Source organism: Bradyrhizobium sp. ORS 111, from assembly GCF_045571485.1.
In the GTDB taxonomy this organism is placed as follows: domain Bacteria; phylum Pseudomonadota; class Alphaproteobacteria; order Rhizobiales; family Xanthobacteraceae; genus Bradyrhizobium.
The window spans coordinates 6,768,593-6,782,864 of record NZ_CP120701.1 but is presented as its reverse complement, the minus strand read 5'-3'; the positions used below and the strand labels follow the sequence as shown (position 1 = coordinate 6,782,864).

11 protein-coding genes and 1 tRNA gene are annotated in these 14,272 nt (G+C 59.9%); 6 read left to right on the top strand and 6 right to left on the bottom strand.

Annotation, left to right across the window (positions count from 1 at the left end; all coding sequences use genetic code 11):
* Positions 1–9: 9 nt before the first annotated feature.
* The 4 genes from P6U30_RS31160 to P6U30_RS31145 all read right to left on the bottom strand — a co-directional run bounded on the left by P6U30_RS31160 (position 10) and on the right by P6U30_RS31145 (position 4,546).
* Positions 10–1,572, bottom strand: coding sequence for an AAA family ATPase (locus P6U30_RS31160; protein ID WP_407166592.1), 1,563 nt, complete (start codon positions 1,570–1,572; stop codon positions 10–12).
* Positions 1,569–1,850, bottom strand: a complete 282-nt coding sequence (locus tag P6U30_RS31155; protein WP_407166591.1) for a hypothetical protein — start codon at positions 1,848–1,850, stop codon at positions 1,569–1,571. The genes P6U30_RS31160 and P6U30_RS31155 overlap by 4 nt, the downstream gene beginning before the upstream one ends.
* A gap of 723 nt (positions 1,851–2,573) precedes the next feature.
* A complete protein-coding gene (locus P6U30_RS31150) occupies positions 2,574–3,185 on the bottom strand; it encodes a hypothetical protein (protein ID WP_407166590.1) in 612 nt (203 codons plus the stop codon).
* A gap of 92 nt (positions 3,186–3,277) precedes the next feature.
* Positions 3,278–4,546: a tyrosine-type recombinase/integrase gene (locus P6U30_RS31145; RefSeq protein WP_407166589.1), complete on the bottom strand. Its 1,269-nt coding sequence runs from the start codon at positions 4,544–4,546 to the stop codon at positions 3,278–3,280.
* A 140-nt stretch (positions 4,547–4,686) separates the two neighbouring features.
* Here P6U30_RS31145 and P6U30_RS31140 point away from each other — a divergent pair.
* Both P6U30_RS31140 and P6U30_RS31135 read left to right on the top strand, forming a co-directional pair.
* Positions 4,687–4,749 (top strand) — tRNA-Glu (locus tag P6U30_RS31140).
* 87 nt (positions 4,750–4,836) lie between these two features.
* A complete protein-coding gene (locus P6U30_RS31135) occupies positions 4,837–5,544 on the top strand; it encodes a L,D-transpeptidase (protein ID WP_407166588.1) in 708 nt (235 codons plus the stop codon).
* A gap of 41 nt (positions 5,545–5,585) precedes the next feature.
* On the opposite strand, the gene P6U30_RS31130 is transcribed toward P6U30_RS31135, so the two are convergent.
* Both P6U30_RS31130 and P6U30_RS31125 read right to left on the bottom strand, forming a co-directional pair.
* A complete protein-coding gene (locus tag P6U30_RS31130; RefSeq protein ID WP_407166587.1) occupies positions 5,586–7,424 on the bottom strand; it encodes a beta strand repeat-containing protein in 1,839 nt (612 codons plus the stop codon).
* Positions 7,425–7,627: 203 nt separating this feature from the next.
* Positions 7,628–8,938, bottom strand: coding sequence for an MFS transporter (locus P6U30_RS31125; RefSeq protein ID WP_407166586.1), 1,311 nt, complete (start codon positions 8,936–8,938; stop codon positions 7,628–7,630).
* A 90-nt stretch (positions 8,939–9,028) separates the two neighbouring features.
* Between P6U30_RS31125 and P6U30_RS31120 the strand changes: the two genes are divergently transcribed.
* From P6U30_RS31120 to P6U30_RS31105, 4 genes are all read left to right on the top strand, one after another.
* Positions 9,029–9,625, top strand: a complete 597-nt coding sequence (locus P6U30_RS31120; protein ID WP_407166585.1) for a TetR/AcrR family transcriptional regulator — start codon at positions 9,029–9,031, stop codon at positions 9,623–9,625.
* Between the two features lie 119 nt (positions 9,626–9,744).
* The gene (locus tag P6U30_RS31115; protein ID WP_407166584.1) at positions 9,745–11,124 is read left to right on the top strand and encodes a dsDNA nuclease domain-containing protein; all 1,380 of its coding nucleotides are present in this window, start codon (positions 9,745–9,747) and stop codon (positions 11,122–11,124) included.
* Positions 11,125–11,126: 2 nt separating this feature from the next.
* On the top strand, positions 11,127–11,699 hold the full coding sequence (locus P6U30_RS31110) for a hypothetical protein (RefSeq protein ID WP_407166583.1): 573 nt from the start codon (positions 11,127–11,129) through the stop codon (positions 11,697–11,699).
* A gap of 13 nt (positions 11,700–11,712) precedes the next feature.
* Complete coding sequence (locus P6U30_RS31105) at positions 11,713–13,683, top strand: hypothetical protein (RefSeq protein WP_407166582.1); 1,971 nt, start codon at positions 11,713–11,715, stop codon at positions 13,681–13,683.
* Positions 13,684–14,272 lie beyond the last annotated feature (589 nt).

The following is a 14,272-nucleotide window of genomic DNA, read 5'->3' as shown; positions in this document are numbered from 1 at the left end:
GGAGGCCCGTCATTGCGAACCTCCGACCTCTCCATGGGCGCCCAAATCGTCCATAGGCGCCCTTGTTTGGGAGGGGGCGCCCATGGGGTTTTTGGGCGCCCATGGTGCGTCTGGCAACTCCAACACGTACCGGGAGCCGGGACCGAAGCCATCCCTGGTGGACTTGATACCCAGCTCGGTTCGGGCATCGCGGAAGGCCTTGCTCTTGCTCAGCCGCTTATCGTCCTCAAGCAATGCCGCCGATCGGGCTTGGCGCTCGACCTCCAAAACGTCCACGGGGCCGGCCGAGAGGATGTCTCTCAGGAACTGCATGACATCTTCCTTTCCGCCTCCCGATTGCCCCTTCCTGGTCCCGCGGCTCTCGGAGGCGGACAGCGCCTCATCGATCGACTCGCTGACGTGGTCGCCCTCGAACATGACGTTCGATGACATCACGTCGTCGCCGACCAAGCGCTGCTCGAGCCGGAAGGCCAGCCCCTTGCACTTCTTGCCGAGGTTATTCTTGGCCTGAAGCAGGAACCGACGCTCGTCGTCCTCGGGATCCTCGATCACTGCGAATGCTGCGCGAGCCGCGGCGACGAACGCGATTGAACCAGCGAACCGGTTCAACGCGCTCTGATTGCCGGCGCCTCCGCCCTTATTTAGGTGCGTCACGGCGACCACAGCGATCCGGAGACGGTTCGCCATGTCGGCCAACGGTTCCAGGACTTCCCGGGTCTCCACGTTCCCGTTGCCGTCACTGCCGCCCATGTACGCCGAAATGGGGTCAACGATGATGAGCCTGACCGTGCCGATTTTCCTCGCCATCTCCTCCAGGAGGTCCACGTCCGTCTTCAAGCTGAACGTCTTCCGACCGGTCCCGTCCGGCTTGGTCGCGGCCGAGACGATGTGAACGCGCTCACGGTCTGCTCCCGCCGCCATGAGGCGCGGGATGATGGTGTCCTGCACGCCGTCCTCCGCCGACATGAAGATGACATCGCCCGGGAGAGTCGAGCCCTCGCCGCACGGCCAGTGGCCGCCATTCGAGACCGTAGCTGACATGAAGGCCGTCAACTGGCTCTTGCCCAGACCGGGCGGCCCACCGAGCAGCACAAGCTTGCCTTCAGGGATGCGGCCGGGCCACACCCATACGAGCTTTTCCGGCTCCAAGTCGCTGGCTCGATGCGCGATCAGCCGTCGCTTCGGCGCGGTCTTTGGCGATAGCTCGATCGGCGGAACCTCGATCTTGGCCACAGCATCTGAGATGATCCTCTGGATTTCCTCGGGAGACTTGCCGAACGAGCTGTGGGCGTCCGCGACTTCTTGCAGACGATCAGCGATGATGGCCTTCGGCAACCATCGATCGGCCACTGCCGCAGCCAGCGTGGCTGCCGCAGCTTCGAAAGCCACGAGCTTTCCATCGGCGGGTGCCAAGGCGACATCTCGTTTGCAGTCGCGGATGATGCCGGCCGCGCGTTCGCCATACTGGCGAGCGTCGGCCTTCGCTAGGATCGGCTCCCGGCTTGCGTTCAGAACTTGAGCCCGCTTGGCGAGTTCAGCCGGTGTGAGGGGGGATCGGGACTGGAACGTCATTGCTGCGCGGCCTCCGCAGATACGACTTCCAGCGGCGTCTCAAGGCGGTAGCGTCCGTGAGTCCCCGGAAACTCGCCTTTGTGTCCCTCGTAGTCGGTGGAGATGCTCAAGCCGGCTCGCCGAAGTTTGTAGATGTAATGAGACCAGCGCGGTGCCGGATGCTCCAACGTGGTCAAGCCATGCGCCCCGGCGTTGACGAGCTGGCGGAGAGCCCAAGCTTCCCGGCCGTTGAAGGTCTGTTGAACGCCGCTCGGCTTTCGGATGGTCAGCTTGCTCATCGCTCGACTCCAGCACCGATCCCGGCCAAATTCGCCACGAGGTCCGCAAATGCCGGATGCACCCGATATCGGCGCGCAACGAAGCTTCCGGCTGGCGTAGCCGGGCGCCGGACAACGACCCGCCAGGCGAACAGCGGAAGGTCGGAAACGGGTTGAGATTTGGGGTGTCGTTTGATACAGCTTTTCAAGTTGAAGACTCCAAGAGAGCCCGGTGCGCGCGATCTGATCCGCCAAGATGTGGATCGTGCAGCCGGGCTTTCGTTTGAGGACGGGGTTAGGCGACGCGGCGAACTTCAGACGTCGATCTGACCAGCGGTCCGATCTTCTTCTTCGCCCAGGCGTCAAGGCCGGAGACCGGATAGAGCGGAAATCGTCCGGCGAGCCGAAAAGGCGGCCCGTCAGAGCTGACGCAAGCAAGCTTCGCTAGTGTCTTTGGGGAACATGGTACGTTGTACGTTTCGACGACGTACTTAGCTGCCTGCGCTCGTCGCAGCAGGCGGTCTGGCACGGCTTTCGTAACTTCGCTCATGAGGGCCTCACATCCAACGAGGGAAATCCTCGTCATCGATGCGAGACGAATTGCATATCTCGGATAGCGGGCGCCGCTCGATACCTATCCAAAACCCGTCAAAACCAATGGGCGGAGTTTTGATCAGAGATAAGTCAGGCCATAAGGGCTTGATCGTGCAAAAGGTTAACGAGCTGACTGGTGCGGCCGGTTGATCAGACCTCACTCAGCCAGGTATTGACCCGCTTTCGAACCGTCACCTCGGCCAGTTCAATGCCCTTCGCTTCATTCCAGTGGTCGAGAATCGCTTCGACAAGCTGGGCTATGGAAGGAAGACGCCGGTTTTCTTTGCCCGGCCTGCCACGTTCCTCTACCACTTGAAAACAGAATGCTTTGACCTCATCCCAATCGTACTCTGGAGGTCTCCCGCCTTTGTTCTTTCCGGCGCGGAAATCGTCCGTTGTACCCTTTCGAACAACCACCTTTGTCGCGCCGGGAAATAGGATCTCGACGTCCTGTGTGCTCAACTCAAGGAGGTCTAAAGGGCGTTCTTTCTCTTCGAGGCTTCGCCCGCACGACCACGGCGACAAGGGGCGCGAGTTCGTCCAGTCGATATCAGCGGGAGTGAGACGGGGTGGCGGTTCAACAGCCGAGCGCTGCACGGTTACGCCGGCATAGTAATCGTCACCGCCCACCACTGCTCGCAGCTCAATCTTTTGATCGGCAACGGCGTTACAAAGATCAGCCATGGCCTCATCTTCGTGTAGTCCGATCGCAATGAGTCTCTTGAGAGCCACGCCGATCGGCTCCCAGTCTGGAACATACATCTGCACCCTCCGCATTGGTGCTCCGCATGGTGACGACGCGGCAGGCTGGTGCGGACCAGCTTTTCGGGAGCTACCCTAGCCGCGCCGAGAGTTCAGGCCGTCCTTAGCGGGACGACCTTTTCTGATTTTCTTCCGGTCATGGTCTCATCGATGTGCTGGGCTATGCGGGTCGCGGCCGCGACCAGGGCGCTGTCAATTTTGTGGACATATCCTTCGGTCACGCTCAGGCCCGCATGGCCGAGGAGAGCCTTGATCGTCGGTAGCGAGTAACCAAGGTCTTCAGCGGTTGATGCGAATGAGTGGCGAAGGCCGTGCGACGTGATGCCCGGCACAGTCTTTCCCGCGACATCCTTGAGCCAGCGTGTCAGGCCGGCATGGTGCTTCTGCACGTTGGTGACCGAGGGGAACACGTACTTGGATTTGGTGCGCGCCGAGGCGTCCTGGATGACGGCGAGGGCGGCCGCTCCGACCGGCCGGACGCTCTTTCCAGTCTTGGTCTCCTGCAGTCGGAGAACCATTCGCACTGCATCGACATCTGCTTTGAGCAGACCCTCGATCTCCCGCAACCGCGCGCCGGTGAGCGCCGCAGCGCGCACGGCCAAGATTGGTTGCCAGTTTCCGCCCTCGTGATCTGCGCGCCTCAAGCATTTCCCGAGTTCCCGATAGCCAGCATCATCGAGCCGCCACTGTCGTTTCTTGTCCTTGGGACGCACCACGCCAGTTGCTGGATTGTCCGTGCGGTAACCCTCGTGCACCGCATACGTAAGGATGCCGCCGAGCAACCCCTTCGTACGGGCAGCGGCTCCCGGGCCGCCTCGAGCGATGGCACGCTTGCGCTTCGCCGTCTTGAACTCGCCCGCCGTCTTGCCGGCAATGACGTCCTGGATGAACTTCCGAACGTCCGCAGAGGTAAGGTCCTTGACGGTCCGCTTCCCGATCAGGGGGACGATATGCCGGTTGATGCGTCCCTTGTCGGTATAAAGGGTCGAGGACCGTTTGGTGCCTCCGCGCCTGGTCATGATTAGGCCCTTTTCGGCCTTCGCCAAGTATTCCTGGCAAAGCTCCTCGATCGTCATGGCGCCGCGGGCGAGTTTCTTGGTTTCCGCCGGATCCGCACCCTTCACGACCTCTGCCAGAAGTAGCTTGGCCTGACGCCGCGCCTCTTCGACGGTCAGGACGCCGAATCGGCCTACGGTCAGCCGGCGGCTCCGTCCGTTGGCGTTCCGATATTGCACCAGGAAGGACTTGGCACCGCTTGCCTTGACCCTCAGGCCGAACCCCGGCAGTTCGTCATCCCACAGGAATAACTCACCCTGGGCCACCCTGGCGGCATCTACGGCCCTTTTAGTGAGCTTCGGCATAAAACCCTCGGGTAAGCATCGGGTAAGCAGGAGGCGGGGAACGGGGGTAACAACAAGAAATTGTTGTAGCCCTTAAATAAGCCTGAAAACACGGTACTTTGGCTCATAGGCAATTTCAAGAAATATGGGGTAAGCAAAGGGGATAAGTATGTCGTTGCCCTCTCAAGGCTGAAACAGGGGTTCGATTCCCCTAGGGAGCGCCATGAAGTCCTTTCAATAGCCTTTCTCCTCCCTCCCACCGTGTGCCAAACTCTTCGCCTGGCGTATAACGGGACAAGGGGAAATCCGACATGATCATGGATCGTGGAATTGCCGACGCCGCCGCGATGGGCGAGGGGGCTCCGGCTGGGCTTCGCTCGCGGCATCTCGACCGCCGGGCGTTTCTGTTCGGCTCCGCTGCCGGTCTCGCCGCGCTTAGCCTGGCCGGTTGTGCGTCCGACTACATGAGCCTGGCCGAGGCGGAGAAAGTCTACGGGCCCGTGCCCGACGAGAAATTCCCGATCCCCGCGGTCGATGTCAGCAAGGTCAATCCGAAATATTTTCGCAAGACGGTGCGCTACGACAGCAATGAGGCGCCCGGTACGATCATCATCGATCCCGGCAAATACTATGTTTACCGCATCGAAGGCGAGGGCAACGCGACCCGCTATGGCGCCAATGTCGGCCGCGATGGGTTCCGCTGGAATGGGGAGGCCTATGTCGGGCGCAAAGCCGAATGGCCGACCTGGACGCCACCGAAGGAGATGATCGCGCGCCAGCCGGAGGCGGGCAAATATGCCCGCGGCATGCCGGGAGGTCTCGACAATCCACTCGGTGCTCGCGTGCTCTACCTCTATCAAAACGGGGCGTACACGCTTTACACGATCTATAGCACCAGCGACCCCGAAACGATCGGGAACGGCATCACGAGCGGCTGCACCGGCCTGCTCACCCAGGACATGATGGACCTCTATTCGCGAACGCCCCTCAAGACGAAGGTGATCGTGCTGCCGGCATAGGCAGCGGCGCCGGCCGCCGGTCCACGCGCCGCCAGCCGCTCCTACACGAAGATGAAATCCTGCGCCGTTAGCGCGTGGGCGCTGTGGACGACCACGTCGTTGCCTGCGCTGAACGTGATCGTGCTTTCCTGGTCGGTTGCGTCATACGCCGAGATCGTGAGCTGACTGATGTTGGTTACACCCAAGGCACTGACGTCGATATAATCCCGGCCGAGTTGAGAACCTGTGCTTTGGCCGAAATCCTCGACAGTGTCATGGCCGTTGCCGGCGGCAAAGATAAAAACATCATTTCCGCCGTGGGCATTGCCGAGCATTGATTGGGCATCGCCCCACATGTCGTCGTTGCCGCTCCCGGAGACGATGGTGTCATTTCCTCCCTTTGCGTTGCCGGCCATGAGCTGGGCGTCGCCGACCAGGATGTCGTTATAGGAGCCGGCGGCCAGACCGCTCGCATCATTGCCGCCGGTGAGGACATCATTTCCGCCGACCGAATGATCGTACATCTTCGCGGCGTCGCCATAAGCGATGTTGGTCGAGCCTGTTCCTCCGGTGAAATGGTCGTTGCCTCCGAGCGAGTTTCCGGTCATCTCGCCTCCGGCGTCGCCGTAGAAGGTATTGTTGGTATTGCTGCCGCCGACGAAAGTGTCGTCACCTCCCTTTGCGCGGCCCGACATCTGTCCGGATGCATCTCCAAAGAACAGATTGGTGGCAACGTTCTGAGTTCCAGTGGAGAAGAAGCTGTCGTTGCCGCCGACCGAGCTGTCCGACATGCTTGCCCCATCGCCTATGAAGGTGGACGAGACGCTGGCAGAGAACAGAACGTCGTTGCCGCCGTGCGCATGACCCGACAGACCGCCGGCCGCATCGCCGTAAAAGAAGACGGTCGAGAGGCTGGTCCCGGTAACGTGGAAGGTATCGTCGCCGCCCGCCGCATTCTGAGAAATGTCGGCGCCGGCATCGCCATAGAAGGTGAAAGAGAACGGGCTCGGCACCCCCTGGCCGCCAACCTGTGCCGTCAGCGTATCATTTCCTCCGTGTCCGCTACCTGTGATGCTTCCTCCAGCATCGCCGTAAAAGGCGTCACGCGGAAGCAATTGGCCAGCCAGCATGTTCGCCGTATCGTCGCCACCCGTCGCGTGATCGGAGATGTTTCCGCCTACGTCGCCGTAGAAAACGCCGGTGCCACTGAACGTGTCATCGCCGCCTTTCGCGTGCCCGCTAAGATTCTGGCCCGCGTCGCCGTAAATCGTTGCGCTACCATCGCCTCCCGATGATTGGAACGTATCGTTGCCTCCGACGGCGTTGTCCGAGATCGAACCGAGCGCATCACCGTAAACCGTGTAGTTGCTTCCGGGGCCGATCTTGAGAATGAAATTGTCGGCGCCTCCGATGGAATGTCCGAGCAGATCGCCACCAGCATCGCCCACGAAGACGCTTCGGCAAAGCGTCATGCCAAGAAACGAGTCGGCGCCTCCGACGGAAAAGCCCGTCATGTCGCCTCCGGCGTCTCCATAAAAGAGATTGGATCCAACCCCGCCTCCGGATGCGGTAAAGGAGTCATCGCCGCCGATGGCGTGGCCGGACAATTGTCCTCCGGCGTCGCCGTAATAAATGTTTACCGAGCTTCCCTGCGTGCCGGCGAAAATATCATCGCCTCCGATGCCATAATCGGTGATATCCCTGACCGCATCGCCATAGAAAACGTTTGTCGCGTTGGCTCCGCCGACAAAGCTGTCGTTTCCACCGATCGCGTGATCGATAATGCTGCCGCCCGCATCGCCCGCCAGGATATTGTAGGCGTTGTCGAGTCCGACATAAGCGTCGTCCGTTCCGACTTGGGTGCCACCGAGATTGCCGCTCGTGTACGGAGACCTGGTCATTTAAATCTCCCAGCTCATTTTCAATTTTAATAGTATTTTAAATATCGTTGTTGTTCACCGCACGGTAGTCAAGTGAAAATAAAATACGGTGAGGTTGACCAGCGAGAATGCTGGCCAACCGTCGCTGAAAGAGGGTCGGTTCCTCTGGGGTGCGCCGTCTCACCCGAACAATGCTGTAGTCAGGCACCGCCGCGTGCGCGTCCTCACGCCGCGGCGAGCACGCCTTGCGCCGGCCGCCGCGCGATCAGCAGCGACAGCACGGCCGCGACGATGCCGGTTAGCCCCGCGATCATGAAGGCTTCGAGATAGTTGCCCTGCGCCGAGCGCATGAAGCCGGCGAAGAACGCAGCACAGGCGGCGCCGAGCTGATGGCCGGCGACCACCCAGCCGAACACCAGCGGCGCGTTCTTGTCGCCGAACGCTTCGTTGGCGATGCGCACCGTGGGCGGCACGGTCGCGATCCAGTCGAGACCATAGAACACCGCGAACACCGACAGGCTGACCAGCGAGAAATCCGAGTAGGGCAGGTAGATCAGCGACAGGCCTCGCAGTCCGTAATAGAAGAACAGCAACTTGCGCGGATCGAACCGGTCGGTGAGCCAGCCGGACAGCGTGGTGCCGAACAGGTCGAAGAACCCCATCAGCGCCAGCAAGCTTGCCGCCTGCACCTCGACGACGCCATGGTCGCCGCAGAACGCGATCAGGTGGGTGCCGACGAGACCGTTGGTGGTGAAGCCGCAGATGAAGAAGGTGGCGAACAGGAACCAGAACGCCCGCGTCGTCGCGGCGCGTGCGAGGTTGCTGAATGCGGCGGTGAACGGATTGCCTTGCGCGTTCGGCGCGGGCTGATCGTCATGCTGGCTGCCGAACGAGCGCAGGCCGACCGACGCCGGCCGTTCCGGCACCAGAAAATACACCAGCGGAATCAGCACCGCGCAGCACGCCGCCACCGTCAGCACCACCGGCTTCCATCCGCCCCATGCCACCAGCGCCGCGAGGCCGGGCATGAAGATCAGCGTGCCGGTCGCGGTGCTCGCCGTCAAAAGCCCCATCACGAGGCCCCGATTGGTGGTGAACCAGCGATTGACGATGGTGGCGCCGAGCACGTTGGCGACCGCGCCCGAGCCGATGCCGGAGAGCAGCCCCCAGGTCAGGAACAGTTGCCAGGGCGCGGTCATGAAGTAGCTGGCGCCGGTCGATGCCGCCATCAGCGCGAGCGCGCCCAGCACCGTGCGGCGGATGCCGAAGCGCTGCATCACGGCGGCAGCGAACGGGCCCGCGAGGCCGTAGAGGAAGATGCCGATCGCAGCCGACGACGAGATCACGCCGACGTCCCAGCCGAATGCCTGTTGCAGCGGCAGCATCAGCACGCCCGGCGTCGCGCGCAGGCCCGCAGAGGCAAGCAGCGCAAGGAAGATCACGGCGACGACGACGAACGCGTAGTTCTGGCCGAACGGCCGTCGCGACACGGGGGCGGGTTGAAGCGAGGCGGGTTGAACGGAGCTGCTGGTCATGTTACTTACCGGTACGTATTTGAGGTGCAGCCTGTATACGTACCGGTTAGTAACATTGTCAAGTGCTGTGGAGGAGCCGGGAGACCCGTCATGACCAAGACCGCTGAACCAACTGCGCAGCGCCCCGTCCGCGCCGCCGACCGGATCCGCGCTTCCGCGAGCGAACTGTTCTATCGCGAGGGCATCCGCGCGGTCGGCGTCGATGAGGTGGTCGAGCGCGCCGGCGTCACCAAGCCGAGCCTCTACCGCAGCTTCGCCTCCAAGGACGATCTCGCCGCCGCCTATATGCGCGACTACGAGCTGGATTTCTGGGAGAAGTTCGAGAGTCCCGGCGGCAAATCATACAGCGATGCGCGCGAGCACGTGCTCGCCTATATTCGCATCCTCTCCACGCGCGCGGTGCGCAAGGGCTATCGCGGCTGCGGCCTCAGCAACGCCACGGTCGAATATCCGGCGCGCGACAATCCCGCGCGCCAGGTCGCCGAAGCGCACAAGAAGCTCTTCCGCAAGCGCCTGCGCGAGCTCGCATCCAACATGGGCGCGCGCCACCCCGCGGTGCTCGGCGACGCCCTGCTGCTGCTCATCGAAGGCATCTACAGCACGGGCCAGCAATCGGAGGATGGGCCGGCGCAGTCGGCGGTGACGGTGGCGAAGCTGTTGATTGATGCGAGTGTGGGGAAGGGGTGAGGGGGAGGGTAGCTTTACCGCGCCGCAAAGCGGTCGAGCTGCCCGGACCGGTAGCGGCGATAATCGCCGACTGTCCATATCAGATGGCATCAGGGCTTGGCCTTTTTGATGATCCGGGGTTGGCCGAATTTCGCTCGCCCAACGGTTGTGATTCCGCTAATGGTGGCTGGTACTTCTGGATCACCATGTCGAATTCTCCACCGACCGACAAGCGGTCGAAACCAAAAAAGCACAGCACGAAAAAGCCGCTCGTTAGCACGCGCCCAACGCCTGTCGACGTCTTCGACGATTCCGATCCGGGCGATGCTACCCAGCGCAATTTCCGGTACCAGCACGCCTTTGGGGTAATTCTCCTTGTAGCCGGAAAAATGGGCAATCGACCTTACGTTGCGATTTGGTGTGAGCAGCACGAAGATTTGCTTGCCGAACGAAGCGACGGAACGTTCGACGGTTATCAAATAAAGACCTCCCGCCCGGAAAACGGCCCTTGGAAACTCAACGACCTCGAGCTGATTAAGACGATTGGCCGCTTTACCGGACTCGTCCGGGAATTCGGTAATGCCATCAACGAACTCTTCTTCGTGTCGAATACCGAATGCGATAGCATTGGCAAGGAGGCAACGAACGATCGTCGACGGTCGCTATGCCCACGCCTCTTCCTAGAGCACGTCCAATCGTGCAGCGCGCCATCCGAGATCAACCCGGTTTTCGCTCCTACTTTCCAGAATCTGCAAGCTGAGTGCGGTTGCAGCGAAGCCGTGTTATTCCAGACGCTGCACAAAATGAACATTGTGCTCGGGCCTTCGCGCAGCGAATTCGAAGCAGCGATATCACACGAACACATCGCACAGCTCGACCAATGCAAAGACCTCAACGCAGACCAATTAGACACATTTCGTGATTACTTGATAGGCGTTGTTTACCGCGCATCCTCTCTACAAGTCGGCGACCCAATCCGCCATCTTCGCCCGCTTATCAATGGCGCGGATATTGATCCGCGATTGGCCAACAAGCGCCTTCCTGTCGAGAGCTTAGTAATCTATGCCGCTCAATCCCAAGGGCCCCAGGTGTTCCAGTACGTCGGCGAGAGCCTCGTTGAGCTTGGCAAGCCTGGACGATCAACAGTCCTAGAACAAAAGCTTACCGCGGGTGGCTTGGCCGATCAGATCGACTATATGGCTGAACGCGAGCGGTCTGCCGAACGACATCTTTTGGAAGACGTTCAGCGCAGACCGGAGCGTTATCCCGAGTTGATGAAGCAAATTGAACAGGTGGTACTAGGCGAATGCCGCGAGGCCCACCTTCGTGCGCGACAGGGCTCGACGCCTTACGGGCCCGCCATGCTGATCGATGTGCAGGATCGCTTGCGCAAGATCGCTCGCGAAGAGACGGCGCTGATCGGCGACCACACATACGAATGCCTTATCGGAATGGCCGGTCTGTTGACACGGGAATGTGTCGTTTGGTGGAGCCCAAGTTTCCCGATTGAGGGTGACTAGACATGAGCCTACGCCTTGTCAAAGCAGCGGCCGAATCTGAAAACGATGATAATCTACACCTCGCGCGGCTTCTGCTTCTGCTCGGGAGTGCCGACGCGCGCAAGACGACGGCCATTACAAAAGCACGAGCGGTTGAAGGCATAACCAAGCTAGCGAAGATGGACTTTCTGCTTCGCTATCCTACGTGCCTTGAGCGGATTCTCGTCGCTCTCAATAGATCTCACGAAGATGTCAGCGTGCACGACCGCGAGCGCACGTCTATCGAATCCAAGATGATCCGTTTCCGGTATGGTCCGTGGGACGTTCGCTATCGTCGCTGGCTCGGCCTCCTTTCCTCCCGCGGACTCGTCCGGCTGGCAGTAGAGGGAAACACAATTGTCATTGGCTTAACAGATGCAGGTCGTGCTCTCGCGGAGTCTATCAAGACCGATCCGCTCTTTGCAGAGTTAGCGCATCGCAGCGATATTACTGTTAAGGCCGTCGGCTCCATGTCCGCCACACGCTTAAAGGATTTTGTCTACGAAGCGGTTCCCGAAATCACGACCATGAAGTGGGGCGACGAAATCGCTCTTTGAACTGGAGGTCTGCTTGGAGTTTCAACTGATATCTTTGGTGCTAGCGTTTAAGCGGGAGACCGTTACGATCCAGCTCGCGCAGGTAAGTTACTTTTGGGGTCAAATGGGGGCTGGGAAGACGAGCATTGCCCGACTGATTGACTACTGTCTCGGCGGCAACATCGAGCTCTCGCCCGCGCTTCAAAATGAATTTGTGTCGGCAACGTTAACCCTCAATCTCAAGAAAGGGCTGCTGGAAATTGAGCGCGGTCGTGATACGAACACGATCGTCGCCAAGTGGGGAGAAAAGGATGATGCCGTGCAGGTCGCCGTTCCTGCCCGAGAGGCGCACGGCGAGCTTATTCCCGGCACTGGGATCGAAAATCTCTCGGATTTGCTCTTCTGGATGTCCGGACTTGTTCCACCGCGTGTAAGAAAAAGCAAAACTAGGGCGGACAGTGAGACGAAGCGTCTCTCTATGCGAAATCTGTTGTGGTACTGCTACCTGGACCAAGACGAGATCGACAGCTCCTTTTTCCATCTAGACAGCCGAGATCCGTTCTCGCGCTTAGCTAGTCTTGACGTAGTGCGATACGTCACTGGCTATCACGATGAGCACATATTGGACATTGAAGCTGAGCTCGACTCCCTTAGAGGTGAGCGAATGGCGATGCTCGCAAGCATTGATAGTCTTGCGCGCGTCCTTCGCGACGTTGGCGTCGGATCGGAGCTCGAAATATCTGGTCGTGTGGAAGCGCTCCGCGAGACCGCAGACGCGATTTCAAGAGAGATCAGTCAGCAGCGCGCGGCGGCCGTATCCGATCGCACAACCGTACATGCTCTCGACACGCTGAAAACGCAGGCTCATGCTCTAAGTATCCAAATTTCGGAGACCGATCAGGCGATCTCAGAGCTGCTTCGCGCAAAGGACGGTGATACGCGGCATCTCCACGAAATTGAAACCCTGTCGATAAAGTTCCGGCGCTCCCAATCGGCCCGCGCTGTGTTGTCGGGCGTTCAGTTCCATTCGTGTCCGCGCTGTGCGCAAACCCTTCCTGAGCGATCCTACGAACAATGTATTGTTTGTGGACAAGTAGAACTCGACGACGCTCCTGATACAGCCGAGGACGTCCTTCTCCAGAGAGATATAAAGCAGCGATCCGAGGAGCTTCGCGACATCCTACGTAGACATGATGAGGCTCTGATTCGGCTTCGTAGAGAGCGAGACGCGCTCGACGTTGAAAAGCGCCGCATCGAACGGGAGAGAAACGAAGCATCTCAGCGATTCGATTCTGCTTATCTCTCAACGATGCTGAGCAAAGAGCGAGAGCGGTCAGCTTTGCTCCAACAAGCGGATAGCTTAGCGGCCATGACGCGCTTTCCACAAATGCTGGAGGCGCAGCGTCAAAGAGTTGCGGGCATCCAGGCACAGGAATCAAAACTTCGCGGTCAATTGAAAGAAGCTCGCGAGGCAGCGGAAAAAGACGCCACAAACATCAACACGTTGCGTCAGCTCTTCCTGGACTGTCTCGTTCGCTCGGAGGTGCCGGGCGTCACGTCGGACGACGTTGTCGAAATTCCGACGAACACCTACTTGCCCGAAATTCATTCTCCGGGCGTCGCTGATAATACCGTTGCAAGCTTTGCAACGCTGAGCAGCGGAGGAAAGAAAACCCTCTTCAAATGTTGCTTCGCTGTCGCGATGCATCGACTGGCGGTCAAGGTCGGTGCGCCGCTTCCCGAAATGCTGATTATCGATTCGCCAATGAAGAACATCAGCGAACGGGAGAACCGCGAGCAGTTTGAGGGCTTCTATAACATGATTTACCAACTAAAGGCCGCCGAACTCAATGCGACGCAGTTTATCCTCATCGATAAGGAATTTACGCCACCGCCGGGGGAACTGAAGTTGAACGTATTTAGTAGGCATATGAAGCCGAACGACCCGTCAAAGCCCCTCGATCCTGAAACAGCGCCTCTGATCCCCTATTACCTTGGAAGCTGAGTGTCCGCTGCGCTCTTATGCCCGCTGAAGATTCCAAGATCTGCGCCACATGCATTGGCAATCCACGCGTTGCGGCTGGATACGCGCGCACGGCAGGTTTGGAAGTTGCGACGTAGACCCGTGCAGGCGGCTGCTTTCAGCAGGACCGTTCGATCGGAGAGGAGGAACCTTACGTTCCCCGAGATTCGGACAACGTTTGATATCGGCAGCCTGTGCAGCCGACAACGAGTCCCTCTTGGACAGCCTAGAATGCACCACGTCATCGTGGGAGTTGCGGTGACAGCGCACTTCCGCACTTCCCCCAACAATGCGCGTATCTCCCGTCGCTCTTCGATCGCATCCCGGGTGAGCAGGCAGTGCTTGCGCGCGTTTGGTTTGCCTTTGACGCGCCGGATCCCTTTGCGCCGCCGCGCATGCAGTAGCGCTTTCTGCCCGATACCGCCGGCGCGCGGCACGCGCCGCCGGTGCGCGTCTTGGCGCCACACCGCGGGCTCGCCAGTATCGGGCCGGTACATGTGATGTGATCGCTTATCGCTATTGTTCCCGCTTCGAGTCCGAGGTCGTCCCGCCTCGCATAAACAAGCTCGCA

Coding starts and splice junctions, on each gene's coding strand:
- P6U30_RS31135 (WP_407166588.1), top strand. CDS start 4,837: ATGATCATGGATCGTGGAATTGCCGACGCCGCCGCGATGGGCGAGGGG.
- P6U30_RS31130 (WP_407166587.1), bottom strand. CDS start 7,424: ATGACCAGGTCTCCGTACACGAGCGGCAATCTCGGTGGCACCCAAGTC.
- P6U30_RS31155 (WP_407166591.1), bottom strand. CDS start 1,850: ATGAGCAAGCTGACCATCCGAAAGCCGAGCGGCGTTCAACAGACCTTC.
- P6U30_RS31110 (WP_407166583.1), top strand. CDS start 11,127: ATGAGCCTACGCCTTGTCAAAGCAGCGGCCGAATCTGAAAACGATGAT.
- P6U30_RS31160 (WP_407166592.1), bottom strand. CDS start 1,572: ATGACGTTCCAGTCCCGATCCCCCCTCACACCGGCTGAACTCGCCAAG.
- P6U30_RS31125 (WP_407166586.1), bottom strand. CDS start 8,938: ATGACCAGCAGCTCCGTTCAACCCGCCTCGCTTCAACCCGCCCCCGTG.
- P6U30_RS31120 (WP_407166585.1), top strand. CDS start 9,029: ATGACCAAGACCGCTGAACCAACTGCGCAGCGCCCCGTCCGCGCCGCC.
- P6U30_RS31145 (WP_407166589.1), bottom strand. CDS start 4,546: ATGCCGAAGCTCACTAAAAGGGCCGTAGATGCCGCCAGGGTGGCCCAG.
- P6U30_RS31150 (WP_407166590.1), bottom strand. CDS start 3,185: ATGTATGTTCCAGACTGGGAGCCGATCGGCGTGGCTCTCAAGAGACTC.